General features: G+C 68.5%; 17 protein-coding genes and 1 pseudogene. 14 read left to right on the top strand and 4 right to left on the bottom strand.

Annotation, left to right across the window (positions count from 1 at the left end):
• Positions 1-13 precede the first annotated feature (13 nt).
• Entirely contained in the window at positions 14-703 is a 690-nt protein-coding gene (locus tag DMH03_RS09290) for a 4'-phosphopantetheinyl transferase superfamily protein (RefSeq protein ID WP_125791631.1), read from the top strand.
• 70 nt (positions 704-773) lie between these two features.
• Here the strand turns inward: DMH03_RS09290 and DMH03_RS09285 are convergent, their stop codons facing one another.
• Positions 774-1,913 carry an isochorismate synthase gene (locus tag DMH03_RS09285; protein WP_125791630.1) on the bottom strand — a complete coding sequence of 380 codons (1,140 nt, stop codon included), beginning with the start codon at positions 1,911-1,913 and terminating at the stop codon, positions 774-776.
• A 109-nt stretch (positions 1,914-2,022) separates the two neighbouring features.
• Positions 2,023-2,334, bottom strand: coding sequence for an integration host factor, actinobacterial type (gene mihF / locus DMH03_RS09280; RefSeq protein WP_005155963.1), 312 nt, complete (start codon positions 2,332-2,334; stop codon positions 2,023-2,025).
• A 451-nt stretch (positions 2,335-2,785) separates the two neighbouring features.
• Here mihF and DMH03_RS09275 point away from each other — a divergent pair, with 451 nt between their 5' ends.
• Both DMH03_RS09275 and DMH03_RS09270 read left to right on the top strand, forming a co-directional pair.
• Complete coding sequence (locus DMH03_RS09275; protein ID WP_125791629.1) at positions 2,786-4,423, top strand: long-chain fatty acid--CoA ligase; 1,638 nt, start codon at positions 2,786-2,788, stop codon at positions 4,421-4,423.
• 100 nt (positions 4,424-4,523) lie between these two features.
• Entirely contained in the window at positions 4,524-5,786 is a 1,263-nt protein-coding gene (locus DMH03_RS09270) for an ABC transporter substrate-binding protein (protein ID WP_125791628.1), read from the top strand.
• A gap of 64 nt (positions 5,787-5,850) precedes the next feature.
• On the opposite strand, the gene DMH03_RS09265 is transcribed toward DMH03_RS09270, so the two are convergent.
• Positions 5,851-6,348, bottom strand: a complete 498-nt coding sequence (locus DMH03_RS09265; RefSeq protein ID WP_233611385.1) for a hypothetical protein — start codon at positions 6,346-6,348, stop codon at positions 5,851-5,853.
• A 114-nt stretch (positions 6,349-6,462) separates the two neighbouring features.
• Here DMH03_RS09265 and DMH03_RS09260 point away from each other — a divergent pair, with 114 nt between their 5' ends.
• The 4 genes and pseudogenes from DMH03_RS09260 to DMH03_RS09245 all read left to right on the top strand — a co-directional run bounded on the left by DMH03_RS09260 (position 6,463) and on the right by DMH03_RS09245 (position 10,566).
• Complete coding sequence (locus DMH03_RS09260; RefSeq protein WP_125791627.1) at positions 6,463-8,184, top strand: TIGR03767 family metallophosphoesterase; 1,722 nt, start codon at positions 6,463-6,465, stop codon at positions 8,182-8,184.
• A gap of 146 nt (positions 8,185-8,330) precedes the next feature.
• Positions 8,331-9,596 carry a peptidase C39 family protein gene (locus DMH03_RS09255; protein WP_199748790.1) on the top strand — a complete coding sequence of 422 codons (1,266 nt, stop codon included), beginning with the start codon at positions 8,331-8,333 and terminating at the stop codon, positions 9,594-9,596.
• A gap of 80 nt (positions 9,597-9,676) precedes the next feature.
• Positions 9,677-9,859: pseudogene (locus tag DMH03_RS09250) on the top strand (S-(hydroxymethyl)mycothiol dehydrogenase); the annotation flags it as partial.
• A 59-nt stretch (positions 9,860-9,918) separates the two neighbouring features.
• The gene (locus DMH03_RS09245; protein ID WP_125791626.1) at positions 9,919-10,566 is read left to right on the top strand and encodes a gamma-glutamylcyclotransferase; all 648 of its coding nucleotides are present in this window, start codon (positions 9,919-9,921) and stop codon (positions 10,564-10,566) included.
• Here DMH03_RS09245 and DMH03_RS09240 read toward each other — a convergent pair.
• The gene (locus DMH03_RS09240) at positions 10,544-12,163 is read right to left on the bottom strand and encodes an FAD-binding oxidoreductase (protein WP_199748788.1); all 1,620 of its coding nucleotides are present in this window, start codon (positions 12,161-12,163) and stop codon (positions 10,544-10,546) included. The genes DMH03_RS09245 and DMH03_RS09240 overlap by 23 nt on opposite strands.
• A 97-nt stretch (positions 12,164-12,260) precedes the next feature.
• On the opposite strand from DMH03_RS09240, the gene DMH03_RS09235 reads away from it, so the two are divergent.
• The 7 genes from DMH03_RS09235 to DMH03_RS09205 all read left to right on the top strand — a co-directional run bounded on the left by DMH03_RS09235 (position 12,261) and on the right by DMH03_RS09205 (position 17,592).
• Complete coding sequence (locus DMH03_RS09235) at positions 12,261-12,824, top strand: TetR/AcrR family transcriptional regulator (RefSeq protein ID WP_125792842.1); 564 nt, start codon at positions 12,261-12,263, stop codon at positions 12,822-12,824.
• Positions 12,821-14,359 carry a glycerol-3-phosphate dehydrogenase/oxidase gene (locus DMH03_RS09230; RefSeq protein WP_125791625.1) on the top strand — a complete coding sequence of 513 codons (1,539 nt, stop codon included), beginning with the start codon at positions 12,821-12,823 and terminating at the stop codon, positions 14,357-14,359. The genes DMH03_RS09235 and DMH03_RS09230 overlap by 4 nt, the downstream gene beginning before the upstream one ends.
• A gap of 81 nt (positions 14,360-14,440) precedes the next feature.
• Entirely contained in the window at positions 14,441-14,710 is a 270-nt protein-coding gene (locus DMH03_RS09225; protein WP_125791624.1) for a helix-turn-helix transcriptional regulator, read from the top strand.
• Positions 14,707-15,255 carry a hypothetical protein gene (locus DMH03_RS09220; protein ID WP_125791623.1) on the top strand — a complete coding sequence of 183 codons (549 nt, stop codon included), beginning with the start codon at positions 14,707-14,709 and terminating at the stop codon, positions 15,253-15,255. The genes DMH03_RS09225 and DMH03_RS09220 overlap by 4 nt, the downstream gene beginning before the upstream one ends.
• The gene (locus DMH03_RS09215) at positions 15,252-15,482 is read left to right on the top strand and encodes a hypothetical protein (protein ID WP_125789348.1); all 231 of its coding nucleotides are present in this window, start codon (positions 15,252-15,254) and stop codon (positions 15,480-15,482) included. The genes DMH03_RS09220 and DMH03_RS09215 overlap by 4 nt, the downstream gene beginning before the upstream one ends.
• Entirely contained in the window at positions 15,479-16,405 is a 927-nt protein-coding gene (locus DMH03_RS09210) for an ABC transporter ATP-binding protein (RefSeq protein WP_125791622.1), read from the top strand. Before DMH03_RS09215 ends, DMH03_RS09210 begins: the two co-directional genes overlap by 4 nt.
• Positions 16,402-17,592: an ABC transporter permease gene (locus tag DMH03_RS09205; RefSeq protein WP_125791621.1), complete on the top strand. Its 1,191-nt coding sequence runs from the start codon at positions 16,402-16,404 to the stop codon at positions 17,590-17,592. Before DMH03_RS09210 ends, DMH03_RS09205 begins: the two co-directional genes overlap by 4 nt.
• Positions 17,593-17,769 lie beyond the last annotated feature (177 nt).

Raw genomic sequence — 17,769 nt, 5'->3', positions numbered from 1 at the left:
TAGAAAGAGAGACGTGATCGAATGTGCGGTCCGCTGGTCCCCGCCCCTGCCCGCCGAACCCCGGTTCCTTGCCTTGCTCGACGAGCTGGAGCAAGGCCGGTACGGAAGCTACCGCCAGGACATCGACAAACGCCGGTTCCTGACCGGCCGCGTGCTGGCGAAGACCGTCGCCGCCGAGCGGCTCGGCCTGGCCGTCGAGGACGTGAGCTTCGACGCGACCTGCGATGACTGCGGAAAGCCGCACGGCCGCCCCCGGGTCCCCGGCGCGCCGCTGATGCTGTCGATCTCGCATTCCGGCGACCTCATCGGCGTCGCGGCCACCGCGGGGACCGCGGTCGGCCTCGACGTCGAGACGGCCACCAGGCGGGCCGAGGACTCGCTCATGGAGTACGCGCTGACCCCCGCCGAGCTGGCCGCGATCTCCGGGCTCTCCGACGACGAGCGCGCGACGGCCTTCTTCACCTACTGGACGCGCAAGGAAGCGGTCATGAAGGCCACCGGGAAGGGCCTCAAGATCCCGCTGCAGAGCATCACGTTCTCCGGCTACGACGAGCAGGCGCGGCTGGTCCGGTCGAGCCACCAGGCCCTCGACCCGGACCGGACCCGGCTCGCGGACCTGAAGGCGGCCGAGGGCTACCGAGCCGCCGTCGCACTGCTGACCTCGGACGACATCTCGGTCACCGAAGCCTTCGCGACCCTCTGACCCGCACGCATTTAGTCCTCTGAATGCGGTACTTGCGCGCGCAACTACCGCATTCAGAGGACTGAACGCATCAGATCTCCAGGCCCATGGCGGCGAGCAGGGTGCGGAACTTCGCCGAGGTCTCGTCGAGCTCGGTCCGCGGGTCGGAGGCGGGCACGATGCCGCCTCCGGCGTACAGCCGCATGGAGGTGTCGGCGATCTCCGCGCACCGGATCCCGACGGCCCATTCGCCGTCCCCTGCCGCGTCGACCCAGCCGACGGCGCCCGCGTAGTACTCGCGGTCGAACGGCTCCAGCTCCCGCACCAGCGAGCGTGCGGCGTCGGTCGGCGTACCGCAGACGGCGGGAGTCGGATGCAACGCGGCGGCGAGGTTCAGCGCGGTGATGTCCTGATCGAGCAGCTCACCCGTGACGGTGGTCGACAGGTGCCAGATCGCCGGCGTCGAGACGAGTTCGGGGCCGCGGACGTCGAGGGTGCGGCAGAACGGCCGCAGGATTTCGACGACGGACTCCACCACCACGGCGTGTTCGACGTGGTCCTTTTCGGACGCCAGCAGCGCCTCACCATTGGCCTTGTCGATCGCCGGGTCCGCCGACCGGGGCATCGACCCGGCATGCGGCCGGGACAGGACGGCCCCGCCGGTGCGGGACACCAGGAGTTCCGGGGTGGCGCCGACCAGCGTGCGCCCGCCGGGCAACTGCGCGGCGTACGTGGTGTGCCGGGGGTTCCCGTTCGCCAGGTTCCGGACGACGTCGGCGACCGGAACGGCTTCGGAAAAGTCGAGATCGAGTGCGCGGGCCAGGACGACCTTGCGCAGGTCCCGGTCGCTCAGCGCCGAGACGGCCGCGCGGACGGCGGCCAGATGCGCCTCCGGCTCGGGCACGGTAGTGACCTTGACCGGCTGCGGAAGGACGGTGCGCGGCGGGACGGCCGCATGGTCGGACGTCGCGCGTTGGACCGCTCGGGGCAAGACCAGATGCCCCGGCGTCGAGGTGGTGTCGAAGGGCAGCAAGCCGACCGCGATCGACGCGCCGGTGTCGGCGAACAGACCGGGGAGTGCCCCGGAGAGCCGCGCCGGATCGGTGTCGGTCGCGGTGGCCGCGGCACCGCTCGCGAGGAGCGCGTGCCGCGCCGTGGCCAGGAGGAAGTCGCCCCGCTCGTAGCGGGCGGCCAGGTCTGCCGGGGTCGCCGGTGCGGTACTGGTCGTCACCTCACCAGCGTCCCAGGCTCCGGCTGAGACCAGGGAAAAGTGTTGTCCGGGCAACAGCCTCTGGTGACAACACCTTCCCCCGGGCAGCCCTGTGACCTGGGCGGAAGCGTTACTTCAGCGCCTCGAGGAGGGCCTCGCGCTGCCGCTCGCCCAGGCCGGCGGCACGCCGGTCCGGGTCGATCCCGGCCTGCTCCAGCAGGGCGGCGACCTTGACCGCGCCCAGGCCGGGCACGGCCTTCAGCAGCTGCGTGACCTTCGTCTTGCCGATGGTCTTGTTCTCCTTGGCCTGCTTGAGCACCTTGTCGATGCTCTCCTTGCCGGACTTGATCGACGCAAGCAGCTCGGAGCGCGCTTTGCGAGCCTCAGCCGCCTTGGCGAGGGCATCGGCGCGCTGCTCCGGAGTCAACGTGGGCAGAGCCAACGTAGTAGTCCTTTCATCTCAGGTCTCCGCTTTCGCGGCCGACGGCCTTTAACCATGCTTGCAAGAGCAAGCGCTGGCCAGCCGTCTCTGTAACCACGGCTCCAGTAAACGCCACCCGTTCCTCGGCCGTGAAACCGACACGCACTTATTACCCCTCGACCACGTCACGGGCAACCCGCCCCAGCCTGCGGAAACACGCCGTTCGGGCGGCGATTCACCCGTGTTCATCACCCTTATGAGCGATGCCAGAACTTCGCACTGTCAGCCATTTTCCGTTTCATGGCAGGAAAAATGCGAATTATTGATGATCTTGGCCTGAACCGGCGAACACCCGTTAGCGCGACACTGTGACCGAACGGTTGCCTGCGATGTTACTGACCGGTTCACCCCTCCCGGATTAGAGTCGGCGCAACCCCAGTTCACCGGAGAACGAGCACCACGGGAGTACGCGATGTTGAGCACGATGCAGGACGGACAGCTGTCACTGGGCAGGCTGCTCCGCCACGGCACCACGGTGCACTCCGAAAGCGAAGTCATCACCTGGACCGGTTCAGAAGCCCGCCGGGAGACCTACGGCGAACTCGGCAAGCACGCCGCGAAGCTCGCCAACGCCCTCCAGAGCCTCGGCATCACCGGTGACCAGCGCGTCGGCACGTTCATGTGGAACAACGCCGAGCACATGGCCGCGTACCTGGCCATCCCCGCCATGGGCGCGGTGCTGCACACGCTCAACATCCGGCTGTTCCCCGAGCAGCTGGTCTTCGTCGCCAACCACGCCGAGGACCAGGTCGTCATCGTCGACGGCACGCTGGTCCCGCTGCTGGCCAAGCAGCTGCCCGAGCTGAAGACCGTGCGTCACGTCATCGTGGCCAACGGCGACGCCGCCACCCTCCCGGCGCCCGACGGCGTCCAGGTGCACTCCTACGACGAACTGCTGGCCGGCCAGCCGGACACCTTCGACTGGCCCGACGTGGACGAGCGGTCCGCCGCCGCGATGTGTTACACCTCGGGCACCACGGGTGACCCGAAGGGCGTCGCGTACTCCCACCGGTCGATCTGGCTGCACTCCATGCAGGTCACGATGTCCGACAGCATGCGGCTGGCCCAGCACGACAAGGCCCTCGCGATCGTCCCGATGTTCCACGCGATGGCGTGGGGCATGCCGTACGCGGCGATGATGGTCGGCGCCTCGCTGCTGATGCCGGACCGCTTCCTCCAGCCCGCCCCGATCGCCCAGATGCTCGACGTCGAGAAGCCGACCTTCGCCGGCGCCGTCCCGACGATCTGGCAGGGCCTGCTGTCCCACCTCGACGCGAACCCGCAGGACATCTCGCATCTGCGCGAGGTCGTCGTCGGCGGATCGGCCGCGCCGCCGTCGCTGATGCACGCGTTCGAAGACCGCTACGACGTGCCGATCCTGCACGCCTGGGGCATGACCGAGACGTCGCCGCTGGGCAGCGTCGCGCGCCCGCCCGCCGCCGCGACCGGCGAGAAGGCGTGGGACTACCGCTACACCCAGGGCCGGTTCCCGGCGTCCGTCAGCGCCAGGCTGATCGGCGACAACGGAGAGGAACTGCCATGGGACAACGAAAGCGTCGGCGAGCTCGAGGTTCAGGGCCCGTGGATCGCGGCGTCGTACTACAGCGGCACGAGCGGTGACGAGCCCGATCCGGAGAAGTTCCACGACGGCTGGCTGCGCACCGGCGACGTCGGCAAGATCAGCCCCGACGGCTACCTCACGCTGACCGACCGCGCGAAGGACGTCATCAAATCCGGCGGCGAGTGGATCTCCTCGGTGGACTTGGAGAACCAGGTGATGGCGCATCCCGCGGTGGCCGAGGCGGCCGTGGTCGGCATCCCCGACGAAAAGTGGGACGAGCGGCCGCTGGTCGCCGTCGTGCTCAAGGAGGGCGAGAACGTCACGGCCGAGGAACTGCGCGAGTTCCTCTCCGACAAGGTCGCGAAGTGGCAGCTTCCGGAGAATTGGACCTTTGTGGACGAAGTCCCGAAGACGAGTGTCGGCAAGTTCGACAAGAAGCGGCTGCGGGCGTTCCACTCCGAAGGCAAACTCGACGTCAGTCAGCTCTAACGGGTTAATCTCCCGCGCGCCTGCGCTTCCGTGAAGGCCATCTTGAGGGACGCTGTTCCCTGAAGATGGCCTTCACTGCGTTCGGCGAAGGGTTTTGTTGGTGCGTAAGACAAACAGGCGAACGTTCTTGGCGCTCGCGGGGACCACCGTCCTTTCCGCCTGCGGGTCCAACACTGTCCGAACGGGAAACCCGCCCCCGTCGACGGCTTACTCCGCCGGGGTGACCAAGCCGAAACCGAAGCCTGTGGATCTCACGCAGTGGTACCACCCGTATCCCGAAGCCGGTGTCCAGGAAGCCGTCACGCGCTACGCGGCCGCGTACCAGAAGTCCAAGGTCACGGTACAGTGGAATCCCGACGACTACGAAGCGAAACTGAACGCCGCACTGCAGGCGGGGCCGGTCCCGGACGTCTTCGAAGGCCAGGTCACCGTCGACCGCGTCCGGCAGAACCTCCTCGTCCCGCTCGACGACGTCATCGGACCCGTGCGCGGGGATTTCAACCCCTCCGTACTGGCGGCACAGACGGTCGACGGCAAGCTCTACGGCATCCCGCAGGCGCTGGACGCCCAGGTTCTCTTCTACCGCAAGAGTTTCCTGCAGGAGGCCGGAGTGCAGCCGCCGCAGACGCTCGGCGAACTCGTCGACGCGGCGAAGAAACTCACCAAGGACGGCGTCAAAGGACTGTTCGCCGGCAACGACGCGGGGGCCGCGGTGCTCGCCGGCCCGCTGCTGTGGTCGGCCGGGCTCGACTACGTCAAGGACGGCAAATCCGTCGGCTTCGACGATCCGCGCGCCGCCACGACGTTCGCGAAACTCCACGAGCTCAACGGTTCGCTACTGCTCGGCGCTTCGACGGACTGGGCGGATCCGCTCCCGTTCATCGACGGGCTCACCGCCATGCAATGGACCTGGCTGTGGAACCTGCCGAAGATCCAGGACGCAGTGAAGGACGACTTCGGCATCCTGGCCTTCCCCCGGCTCGACGCGGCGGGCGCGCCGTCCGTCGCGGTCAGCGGGTTGAGCGCGATGGTGCACTCCAAGAGCCTGAACCCCAACGCCGCCAAGGATTTCGTCAAGTGGCTGTGGTTGGAGCGCACCGACTTCCAGCAGGAGTTCGCCACCAGGTTCGGTTTCCACCTGCCCGCGCGGCTGAGCGTGCTCGACAAGGTCGCCGCGGCGGCCGACGCGGCGAAGCTGGTCAAGGAGAACGGCCGCGCCGCCGGTCCACTGTGGACACAGACGGCGAACACCGCGCTCGTCGGCGCGCTGGGCCGGATCGCCCGCGACGGCGCGGATCCGGTCGCCGAGACGAAGGCCGCGGTCGAGGCCGTCAAAGCCGAACTGGGCCGCCTGTCCGCGTGAGCCGCCGCGTCGTGAGTGGTAAGTGTCGTTCTAACGACACTTACCACTCACGACCCCACGCGCCCTAGTCCCCGGACACGCCCCAGATCGCCAGTTCGACGGCGACGTCGTCTTCGTAGAGCAGCGCGCAGTTGGCGCTCCAGCGCGGGCGGCGTTCGAACGGCAGTCGTCCCGCCTTGTCGAGTTCGTCGAAGGCGGCGACGGACGGCTCCTCGGTGCCGAACGCGGCGAGGAGTTCGGCGTCGGTCAAGGGCCGGATGGTGCCGAAGTCGTCCTCGCCCGTGGCGCTGATGAACTCGTGGACGTCGAGCACGGAATGGGTCCCGGACTCCTGGACGCTCTCCACCTCGTACAGGTCGTCGATCGAATCCGGTCGGCCGAGCTCGTCGCCTTCCCAGAGGTAGTCACCCTCCGCGAAGACGCGCGCCTTCATCGCGTCCAGCGCCGCCCCTGGGTCGCCGTCGAACCGGCCGCGGACAGACCAAGCCGAAGCACCCACCGGGGCCACCTCCTCGTTGCGCCGAGCGGCCAGCGTAACCAGCCCGCTTGGCTCCTTGGACATTCGGCCGAACGTGACAAATCTTCGCATTACCCTTTTCCCGCGTTCACCCCACGGCTAACGTCGTGCGGCATCGTCCTTCCGCGACGACCATCCGCGACGACTGGGGGCACCGCCATGTCCGACATCTCGAGGCGCACCTTCACCGCGACCGGCGCCGCCGGCGTCGGCCTGCTGCTGTGCACGCCGACCGCCAACGCGCTCGACCGGGCGCTGGCGCGCACCTCGGCCCGCGCGGTGCGCACCGCGGGCACCACCCTCGAAGCCGCGGCGGCCCCGCTGAAGACCGGTCCTGGCTACACCCGGCTGACCGCGGGCCCCGGCTGGCCGCTCGTGGTCCGCGGCGACCTCGCCGCGCCGAAGTCCGGCCGCGACGAGCGGCGTCGCGCGATGGCCTCGTTCGCGCAGTTCACCGACCTGCATTTCACCGACGCCGAGAGCCCGGCGCGGTTCGAATACCTGCACCCGTTCGTCGGCTCGGCGCACCGGCCGCAGGAGACGCTCGGCCCGGTCGCGACGACGGCGCTGGTGGAGCGGGTCAACAGCCTGAAGGCCGGCCCGTTCACCGGACGGCCGATCGACTTCATGGTCACCACCGGCGACAACACCGACAACCACGAGCTGATCGAGCTCGAATGGTTCCTCAAGGTGCTCAACGGCGGCACGGTGAACCCGACCTCTGGCGACCCGAACTTGCACGAAGGCGTCCAGACGTCCGGGTCTTCGCACTACTGGAACCCCGGCGAACCGCTGGACGACGCGTACACGAAGAAGGGTTTCCCGCAGCTGCCCGGCCTGCTCGGCGCGGCCTCGAACACCTTCACCTCGCCCGGTCTCGACGTCCCGTGGTTCTGCACTTTCGGCAACCACGACGACAGCATCGTCGGCACGGTGCCGGACCTGCCGGGGATGGACGCCTGGTACACCGGCCGCTTCAAGGTGATCGGCAAGGACGAGACGACGTCACGGAAACTCGCCAAGGCGATCGGGTCCGGCTCCGGCGTCCCGGTCACGGAGCTGTTCGGCGGCTCCGGCACGATCCGCGAGGTCACCCCGGACGCACGACGGCGGCCGTTCAGCACCGCGGAATTCGTGCGGCACCACCTCGACTCCGCCAACACCGGCCCCGGCCCGGTCGGCCACGGGTTCAGCGAGAACAACGCCGACGGACGGAACGTGTACTACACCTTCCGCATCGCGCCGGGCGTCGTCGGCATCAGCCTCGACACCACGACGATGGCCGGGCTGGCCGACGGGTCCATCGGGCTCGGGCAGTTCACCTGGGTGGAGAACACGCTCAAGCGCAACAGCTCGACGTACTACGACTTCTTCGGGCGCAAGGTCACCCAGAACGTGACGGACGAGCTGTTCATCCTCTTCAGCCATCACACCAGCGACACCATGGGCAACGTGCTCCCGGACGCGCGGCATCCGATGGAGCTCCGGCTCAACGGCGACACGTTCGTCTCGCTGCTGCACCGGTTCCCGAACGTGCTGGCGTGGGTCAACGGGCACACGCACCACAACAAGATCACCCCGCACGCCGGCAAGACCGCGAAGCAGAGCTTCTGGGAGATCAACACCGCTTCGCACATCGACTTCCCGCAGCACGCGCGGATCATCGAGGTCGCCGACAACGCCGACGGCACGCTTTCGCTGTTCACGACCCTGATCGAGGCGGAAGCCCCGTACGAGGCGCCGTACTCGGACACCTCGACGCAAGCGCTTGCGTCGCTGTACCGGGAGTTCTCCTACAACGACATCCACGCTTCGCTGTCCGCCGTCGGTACCCCTCAGGACCAGAACACCGAACTCCTGCTGCCGAACCCGCTCGCCTGAGGCTTGGGCCTCGTGAGCGGTAAGGACGGCTCTAGTGACGGATAGGGCGAGCGAACCCCCGCGACCCGGCCCTCAACTATTTACATACCCGGCGTAACCGGCGAAAATTCCTTCCTTACTGGGTGGACTCGAGGGATGGAGCCGGGATGCGCATACGAGGGCTGGTCACACTGCTGACCATCGCGACGATGACAGCGGTGACGGCACAGACGGCGGAAGCGGGTCCCGGCCGCCCGGACGACGAGTCGATCGACTTCCACGAATGGTCCGGTCACCACGGTTTCCGGGACGGCAGGCTGGAGGGCCTCGATCTCGACCACGGAGCGCTGCGCATCGACCGCCCGATCGGCACCATCGAGCACACCGAACCCGAACTCGGGACCACCAAGACCTACGAATACGGCCAATGGACGTCGCGGAGCCACACGCAGGGCTTCGACGCCTCACAGCTGGTCGCTTCCTGGAACGCGAAGACGCCGGCCAAGACCTGGCTCAAGGTCGAGGCGAAAGGCCGCACCGCGGCGGGCGCCGAGACCTCCTGGTACGTCATGGGCCGCTGGGCCAGTGGGGACGCCGACATCAAGCGCACCAGCGTCGACGGCCAGAGCGACCCGAACGCCGCGGTCGACGTCGACACGCTGGTCATGAAGGCGGGTGTCGCGCTCCGTTCGTACCAGCTGCGAGTCAGCCTGTACCGCGAAGCCGGTTCCCGCGCCACGCCGTCGGTGTCGTCGGTCGGCGCCATGACGTCGCTGGTCCCGGACCGCTTCGAGGTCAAGGCGACCAAGCCGGGCCGCGCCACCGGCATCGAACTCAAGGTGCCCGCCTACGCGCAGAACATCCACAAAGGACAGTTCCCGGAGTACGGCGGTGGCGGCGAGAACTGGTGCAGCCCCACGTCCACCGAAATGGTCGCCGAGTACTGGGGCAAACGGCCCAAGCGCGAGAACATGGCGTGGATTCCGGAGGGTTACGTCGATCCGACCGTCGCGTACGCCGCCCGCTACACGTTCGACTACGCCTACGACGGAACGGGCAACTGGCCGTTCAACACCGCGTACGCCGCTTCACTCGGATTGCGTGGGCACATCACCCGTTTGCACTCCTTGAACGAACTCGAAAACTACATCGCGCGCGGCATCCCGGTGATCACGTCGCAGTCGTTCAAGGCCGAGGAACTCGACGGCGCGGGCTACGGCACCGCCGGGCACATCATGGTCGTCGTCGGCTTCACGAAGGACGGTGACGTGATCGCGAACGACCCGGCGGCGAGCAGCAACGACCGCGTCCGGCATGTCTACAAACGACACCAGTTCGAGACAATCTGGCAGCGCACCAAGCGGTACAACACGAATGGCGGCGTTTCGAGCGGCCCCGGCGGGGTCGCCTACATCATCACTCCTGGGCACTGAATCGGTTCCCCACCCGAGCGGATGTCGCGATCCGGGCTGCCCTCGTGGCAAGCTACGGAGTCGACTACTCGGAGGTGGACATGCCGTACGAGGTCCAAGGCGTCGACGCGTTCCCGTTCCTGCTCAGTCACGAGGCCGCGGGTTTCGTGGAGGCCGTCAGCGACGGCGTCACGGCCGACGGCACCGCCCTGTCCCCCGCGCTCGGCGTCGGGGTGTCTCCCGAAAAGACGCTGGTCCACAGTGGACAATGCACGAAGGTCGACGGCGTCGAGCGGGCCTTCGAGCGGATGCACCACGGCGACGTCCTCCGCAGCGTGGTGACGTGGTGAAACTCTTCACCGACGCCGATTTCCCCGCCGACCCGTATCCGGGAGCGCGGCCGGGGCATTCGTTCGTCCACTTCGACGGCGCCGGGCACAGTCTCGACACCGCGCCGGAGGGCTGGCGCGAACGCCAGGCCGTGCTCGCCTACGGATCGAACGCGTGCCCGTCCAAGATCACCTGGCTGCGGGAGAACATGGGCCTGACGGGTCCGGTCGTCGTCTGCCACGCGCGCTGCACCGACCTCGCCGCGGTCTGGGCGTCCGGCCTGCGGTTCCGGGACGGGCAGCGGCCCGCGCGGGTCGGGGCCGCGCCGGGGGTCGTCGAGGAGCACTCGGTCTGGTTCGCGACGCCGGACCAGCTCGCCGTCCTCGATCGCTGTGAGGGCAACGGACAGCGCTACGACCTGGTGCGGCTGACCGCGCCAGCCATCACCCTCGACGACGGCACCGTGCTCGACGACGTCGTGGCGTACGTCGGCGCCGCGGACATCCGCCTGCCGATCCTCGTGGACGGCAGGCATATCCGCGTCGCCGACCTCGAACAGCGCCGGGCCGCGGCGCTGGAAGGCATCCCCGCCGAAACGCACGGACTGGACTGCACGCTGGTCCAGGCCTCGACCTTGGTCAGAGAAGCTTCCCGGGATTGAGGATCCCGGTCGGGTCGATGGCCTTTTTCGCCGCTCGCAGCACTTCGACACCGAGCGTCCCGATTTCCGCCGCCAGATAAGGCGCGTGATCGACGCCGACGGCGTGGTGGTGCGAAATGGTGCCGATGCCGGTGATCGCCTCCGACGCCGCCGCCTTCGCCCGCTGCCACTGGCCGATCGGGTCGGCCTCGTCGCGTGCGGTGAGCACGGTGAAGTAGAGCGACGCGCCCGTCTCGTAGGCGTGCGAGACGTGGCACATGATGATCGCGTTGCCGAGGGTCGCGGTGAGCGCGGCGCGGACGGCGTCACGCAGGTCGCTCAGTTCCGCCCAATACGCGGCGGTTTCCAGGGTTTCGACGCAGACACCGTTGTCCAGCAAGGCATCCCGCTGCCGGGGCCCGGAAAACCGGCCGCGGCGCCAGGATTCGCCGAGGGCGGCGCCGATGCGGACGGCACCGAACGGGGCCAGCACCCGCGTGGTCTCCTGACGGCGCCGGGCGACTTCACGTTTCGACGCGCCCTCCCAGCCGACGATCAGCAGGCAAGGCGCGTGGACTCCCCGCGCCTTGAGATACCGGCGCAGCGCCTTGGTCTTCAAGCTGTCGTTGAGCGCCAGCGAAACCTCGCTCTCGTCCACATCGGACAGTCGCGTGACGTCCGCGAGCACGTGCCGCTGGGCGAGTTCCCGGACGGCGGCGGCGCCATTCTCCCAGCCGTCCAGGACATAACCCTCATAACGGCGTACTTCCGGCACCGGGCGGACACGGAGGGCGACCTCGGTGATCACGCCGAGCGCGCCTTCGCTGCCGATGGCGAGGTGCCGAAGGTCGGGCCCCGCCGCCGAAGCCGGGGCGACACCGAGCTTCCATTCGCCACGCGGGGTCGCGAGCCGGACACCCGAAACCATGTCCTCGAACCGGCCGTAACCCGACGAGGCCTGCCCGGCGGACCGGGTCGCGGCGAAACCGCCGATGGTGGCGCGTTCGTAGGACTGGGGCACGTGCCCGAGAGTGAAGCCGTGCGCGGCGAGCAGCCGATCGGCCTCCGGCCCGGTGACACCCGCTTGGAGCACCGCGATCCTGGACACGGGATCGACGGAGACCAGTTCACCGAGCCTGGCGAGGTCGAGCGCGATCACCGCGCTCTTGTCCCCGCGCAGCGCCGAAACCCCGCCGACCACCGACGTCCCGCCGCCGAACGGGACGACGCCGACGTCGTGCCGTGCACAGATTTCCAGTACCGACTGGACTTCGGCGGGATTCTCCGGCAGGACGACGGCGTCCGGCACCGGAAAATCACCGAAGCCCCGGCGCCGCATCAGGTCCAGATAGGACAGACCGCCAGCCCGCGCGAGCCGTTCCCCCGGCACCACCAGGACATGGCCGGCGCCGACGAGTTCTTCGAGGTCTCGTTTCGGCTGTTCGCCCAGCGCCGAATCGGGAACGGACAGCGCCGAATCGGGCGCGAACGGCGCCGCGGAGCCCAGCGGGCCGATACGCTGGACGAGCCACCGCAGGGCTTTCGCCGGAAGGTGGGCCGCGTCACCGGCTTCGGGCGTCCAGGATCGTCTTAACCGGTGGTCAATAAGCTCCGTCACGACTACAGTGTTACATATGGACGTAAAACGTCACTCACCTGCGGAAACAGGCGCTTCGGCACTGGCGGACACCCGATCCCGCCAGGCCTCGACGCGCGTGTCCGACGACGTTCTGCTCGACGCCGCGAAGAAGTGCGTGCTCGCCGTCGGTGTGCGGCGGACCACGCTCGCCGAGATCGCGCGGACCGCGAAGGTCAGCCGGATGACCGTGTACCGCCGGTTCCCGGATGTCCGCAGTGTGCTCGCGACCCTCATGACCCGTGAGTTCGGCGGCCTGCTGCAGGGCGCCGCCGAACCGGACGTCGAACCGGCCAACTTCCGCGAGAAGCTCGTGCAGAGCTCCTCGGCCGCCGTCGCCGTGCTGTCGGGCGATCCGCTGTTCCGCACCCTGCTGGACCTCGACCCCGAACTGGTGCTGCCCTACATCGTCGAGCGGCTCGGGAAGACCCAGCGCTTCGCCGAAGGCGTGATCCTGCACCTGCTGCGCTCCGGCCACGAAGACGGCTCGATCCGCAAGGGCGACCTGCCCTCGCAGGCTCGCACCCTGTTGCTGCTCATCCAGTCCTTCGCGTTCTCCTACCGTCCCGCCACGTCGGACGTGGACGAGAAGAAGCTGATGACGGAGTTCGCCCTCATGCTCGACGCGGCGTTGCGACCGTGACGCCCGGCTCGCTCAACGCACTCCGGCGCGAACGGGAACTCACGGCGCTGGCCGGCGGCGAGCGGGTCGACCTGGTGGTGGTCGGCGGCGGGGTCACCGGCGCCGGGATCGCGCTGGACGCGGCCGCGCGCGGGCTCTCGGTGGCCCTCGTCGAGGCGTACGACCTGGCGTACGGGACGTCGCGCTGGTCCAGCAAACTGGTCCACGGCGGGCTCCGCTACCTGGCCAAGGGCGATCTGGCGCTGGCGCACGAAAGTGCCGTCGAACGCGGGATACTGATGACCCGCACCGCCCCGCATCTCACCAGGGCGATCCCGCAGCTGTTCCCCCTGTACCGCAAGACCTCCCGCGGCCAGCAGGCGTTCATCATGACCGGCCTCGTCGCCGGTGACGGCCTCCGCCGCGCCGCCGGGACCCCGGCGTCGGTGCTTCCGCGGCCGAGGTCGATCCCGGCCGCGGAGGCGCTGGCGCTCGCGCCCGGCCTGACCCCGCAAGGCCTGCGCGGCGCGTTGCTTGCCTACGACGGCGCGCTGACCGACGACGCGCGTCTCGTGGTGAGCCTGGCACGCACAGCGGCGTCACGCGGCGCGAAGATCCTGACGAAGGTCGAGGCGCTCCGGCTCGACGCGGAATCCGTACTGGCCCGGGACAGGCTCACCGGCCAGGAGATCGAGATCCGCGCCCGTCAGGTGATCAACGCGACCGGCGTCTGGGCGGGTGAACTGGCGGAGTCGGTGCGGCTGCGGCCTTCTCGCGGTTCACACCTCATCCTGGCTTCGGGAGCGGCGCGGATCGGCGCGACGTCGGTCAACGTGCCCGTCCCCGGCGAGAACAACCGGTTCGTCTTCCTGCTGCCGCAACCCGACGGCCGCGTGTTCGTCGGGGTCACCGACGAGCCGATCGACGGCGCCGTCCCGCGCGTGCCGTCCGTGCCGGAGTCCGATGTGGACTTCCTGCTCGAAGTGGCGTCGACGGCGTTCACCCGCCCGCTGACCCGCGCCGACGTCGCGGGCTCGTTCGCCGGGCTGCGGCCGCTGGTCGAAGGCGGCGGGCGCAGCGCGGATCTCTCGCGCAAACACGCGGTGGTGACCGGCGCCGACGTCGTGCTCACCGTCGTCGGCGGCAAGCTGACGACGTACCGGAAGATGGCCGAGGACGCCGTCGATGCCGCGTTGAAGCGCTCCGGGCTCCTCGCCGGGCCGTCGACCACGTCCCGGCTCCCGCTGCTCGGCGCGACGCCCCGCGACCGCCTGTCCACGGTGGACGCACCGGCCCGGCTGGTCGCGAAGTACGGCACCGAAGCACCGCGAGTCGCGGCACTCGGCGAGGTCGATCCCGAACTGGGTCTGCCCCTCTTCGACGGCACCGAGATCAGCGCGGCGGAGGTCGTCTGGGCCGTGCGGCACGAGGGCGCGCTCGACGTCGAGGACGTCCTGGAGCGCCGCACCCGGCTCGGCCTGGTCACCCCGGACGACGGCGCCGCCCGCGCCCGCGTCCGGGAACTCGTCGGCAAGTCCCTCGCCGGCCTCACCTGACCCCTCGCAATTAGTCACCTACCTACGGTGAAGTGTGCTCTCAGCTTGACGAGTCGTTGGGTTTTTGCAACAGTATGTTCCATGAGCCCGGTCAGACGCGGCAAAGAGCTGCCGATCTACAACCGGCTGCCCGTGCTCCGGGCGGAGCGTGGACTGAGCAGGGCCGCCCTCGCCGCCGCCGTCGAGGTCAACCCGCAGACCATCGGCGCGCTCGAACGGGGCGACCACTACCCGAGCCTGGACCTGGCGTTTCGCATCTGCACGGTGTTCGACCTCCCGGTCGAGGCCGTGTTCAGTCGCGAACCGTTCATGCCACTGTCCACTCAGGTCTACCGGGAGGGGGGAACATGAGCGAGGAACGAGGCCGTCTCGCGGCGTACTGGGAGCGCCAGCTGGAACGGCTGGACGAGATCGAACGCAAGCGGGCGCTGCGACTGCCGACCTGGCGCACGCGGAAACGGCGGCGGACGTTGAGTGTGCTCGTGCTGACGGGCAACCTGATCCTGATCATCGGTGCCGCCACGTTCCGTTCTCAGCCCTCGACGTTGTTCGTCGTGTGCTGGTTCGGTGGCTGCGTCGTCGCCGGCGGCTCGCACTACCTGCTGCGGATCCTCACCGGCAAGATGAGCGGCGGGTTCTCGCTCCGGCTCGACGAACGCGAGCGGGAATGGCGCCACCGCGTCACCTTCGTCAGTTACCAGATCCTGGTCGTGCTGATGCTGATCGCGGTGTTCTACAGCCTGATCATCGCCGACACCGAGGACGGCGGCGTCCGCGGCGCGATGATGGCCTGCGCGCTGCTGGTCACCGGCACCACGCTGTCCGGCGTCATCCTCGGCTGGACGCTGCCGGACGACGATCCGGAAGACTTCGACGAGGGGGTGGCTCCGGCATGACCGGGGACAAGAAGCGTTACAAGGTGTCCGTCGGCGTGGTCGCTGTCGTGCTGGTGGCGAGCGGGGTCCTCGCCGGCGCGGGCCGGGCGGTCCTGGTGTACCGGGCCACGTCGGTGATGAGCAACGTCAAGCTGGACGGGCTGATCCAGCGGAACCGCACGGTTTCCGGCGTCCATCGGGGATTCACGGCGCTGGTGCGGTATTTCGAGGAGGGGAAGTGGAAATGAGCGAGGGGAAACTGGAGATCGACCGGATCTCCAAGAAGTACGGCGCGAAAGTGGCGCTGGACGAGGTCAGCTTCGAGGTCCAACCCGGTGAGCTGTTCGGGTTCGTCGGCAGCAACGGCGCGGGCAAGACCACCACGATGCGGATCGTCCTCGGGGTGCTGTCGGCCGACTCGGGGCAGGTGCTCCTCGGCGGCGCCCCGATCACCCACGAGACCCGCACGCATATCGGGTACATGCCGGAGGAACGCGGGCTGTACCCGAAGATGAAGGTGCTGGAGCAGCTGGTCTACCTCGCCGAACTGCACGGGATGTCGGCCAACGACGCCCACCGCAGCGCCGAGAACTGGATCGCCAGGCTCGGGCTGACCGAACGGCGCAAGGACGAGGTCCAGAAGCTGAGCCTCGGCAACCAGCAGCGCGTGCAGCTCGCGGCCGCGCTGGTGCACGATCCGCGGGTGCTGGTGCTGGACGAGCCGTTCTCAGGCCTCGACCCGCTGGCCGTGGACGTGATGAGCGGTGTGCTGCGCGAGAAGGCAGCGACCGGGGTGCCGGTGGTGTTCTCCAGCCATCAGCTGGATCTGGTCGAGCGGCTGTGCGACCGGGTCGGGATCATCCGAAGTGGACGGATGGTCGCCTCCGGCACCGTCGGGGAGCTGACCGCCGGCGCGGGCAACGGTCTCGTCGTCACCGCGCCCAACGCCGCACCCGGCTGGGCTTCGGCCGTTCCCGGCGTGCGCTCGGTCGAGCAGAACGGCCCGACGGCGATCCTCGAACTCGAGGCGGGCGCCGACGACCAGGCCGTGCTCGCCGCGGCGCTGGCCACCGGCCCGGTCACCGAATTCACCAAACGCAGGCGTTCGCTGACCGACCTCTTCCGCGACGCGGTCGCGGAGAAGCCGGCGGCACAAGGAGTTTCCGCATGAACACCGTATCTTCGTGGCGCGCGGTCTGGCTCATCGCCAAACGTGAGCTGAACACCCGGCTGCGCACCCGATCCTTCGTGATCGGCACCGCCGTGCTGCTGGTGATGCTGATGGGGTACGTCCTGCTGCAGTCCACGCTGATCAGCAACGAGGACAAGAGCAAGGTCGGGTTGTCCGGCCAGACCGCCGGAATCGCGCAGCAGCTCCAGACGGCGGGCGCGGCGATCGGCGAGAAGATCGAGACCGTCACCGTCACCGATCCGGCGCAGGGCCGGACGCAGGTCGAGAACGGTGATCTCGACGCGTTGCTGTCCGGCAACGCCACCGAGCTCAAGGTGCTCGTCAAGTCCGAATTGGACACCAAACTGCGTTCCCTGCTGAACGGAGTGTCCCAGCAGGAAGTGCTGAACGGCATTCTTTCCGAGGCCCAGCGGTCGCCGGAAGAAGTGATGCAAACGGTCCACCAGACCCAGGTCAAGGTCGACTCGATCAAACCGCCGGACCCCGAGAAGTCGCAGCGGATGGTGATCGGGTTGATCGTGGCGGTGCTGCTGTACATGAGCATCGTGACCTACGGGACGCTGGTCGCCCAGGGCGTGGTCGAGGAGAAGTCCAGCCGGGTCGTGGAGATCCTGCTGTCCACCGTGCGGCCGTGGCATCTGTTGCTGGGCAAGGTGATCGGGCTCGGCCTGGTCGGGCTGACCCAGCTGGTGATCATCGGCGGCGCCGGGTTGATCGTCGCTTCCGCGACCAACGTGCTGACGCTGTCCGGGGTCGCGACGGGCGCGCTGCTGTGGGGTGTGCTGTGGTACCTGCTCGGGTTCCTGCTGTACGCCACCGTCTACGGCGCGATGGGCTCGCTGGTCTCGCGGCAGGAGGACACGCAGTCGGTCATCGGCCCGGTCAACATCGTGCTGATCCTCGGCTTCATCGTCGGGTTCAACCTGCTGACGCAGGCGCCGGACGGCACGGGGACGAAGGTCCTTTCCCTGGTGCCGCTGCTTTCCCCGGTGCTGATGCCCGCGCGGATCGCGGCCGGGACCGTCGAGGTGTGGGAGATCGCGCTGTCGCTCGGCCTGACGGTGGCCGCCATCGCCCTGTTCACCTGGCTGGGCGCGAGGATCTACCAGAACAGCGTCCTGCGGGTCGGCAGCCGGATCAAGCTTTCGGAAGCCCTGCGCGGCTGACCTCAAGTCCGTGAAGGCCTCCTTCCCTACTCTCAGGGTAGGGAAGGAGGGGCGGATTCATGCGGTCGTCGCAACATGCTCTATTTAGGACAGTAGCAGGTTGAGTTTTTCTTGGGGTGTAAGCCAGTCCAGTGTTTTGCGGGGGCGGCCGTTGAGTTCGGCGGCCACTCTCGCGAG

Source organism: Amycolatopsis sp. WAC 01376 (assembly GCF_003947415.1).
In the GTDB taxonomy this organism is placed as follows: domain Bacteria; phylum Actinomycetota; class Actinomycetes; order Mycobacteriales; family Pseudonocardiaceae; genus Amycolatopsis.
The sequence above is the reverse complement of the archived record's forward strand: the minus strand, read 5'-3'. Positions and strand labels throughout refer to the sequence as shown.

Coding starts and splice junctions, on each gene's coding strand:
- DMH03_RS09205 (WP_125791621.1), top strand. CDS start 16,402: ATGAACACCGTATCTTCGTGGCGCGCGGTCTGGCTCATCGCCAAACGT.
- DMH03_RS09225 (WP_125791624.1), top strand. CDS start 14,441: ATGAGCCCGGTCAGACGCGGCAAAGAGCTGCCGATCTACAACCGGCTG.
- DMH03_RS09265 (WP_233611385.1), bottom strand. CDS start 6,348: ATGTCCAAGGAGCCAAGCGGGCTGGTTACGCTGGCCGCTCGGCGCAAC.
- DMH03_RS09255 (WP_199748790.1), top strand. CDS start 8,331: ATGCGCATACGAGGGCTGGTCACACTGCTGACCATCGCGACGATGACA.
- DMH03_RS09275 (WP_125791629.1), top strand. CDS start 2,786: ATGTTGAGCACGATGCAGGACGGACAGCTGTCACTGGGCAGGCTGCTC.
- DMH03_RS09215 (WP_125789348.1), top strand. CDS start 15,252: ATGACCGGGGACAAGAAGCGTTACAAGGTGTCCGTCGGCGTGGTCGCT.
- DMH03_RS09260 (WP_125791627.1), top strand. CDS start 6,463: ATGTCCGACATCTCGAGGCGCACCTTCACCGCGACCGGCGCCGCCGGC.
- DMH03_RS09220 (WP_125791623.1), top strand. CDS start 14,707: ATGAGCGAGGAACGAGGCCGTCTCGCGGCGTACTGGGAGCGCCAGCTG.
- DMH03_RS09210 (WP_125791622.1), top strand. CDS start 15,479: ATGAGCGAGGGGAAACTGGAGATCGACCGGATCTCCAAGAAGTACGGC.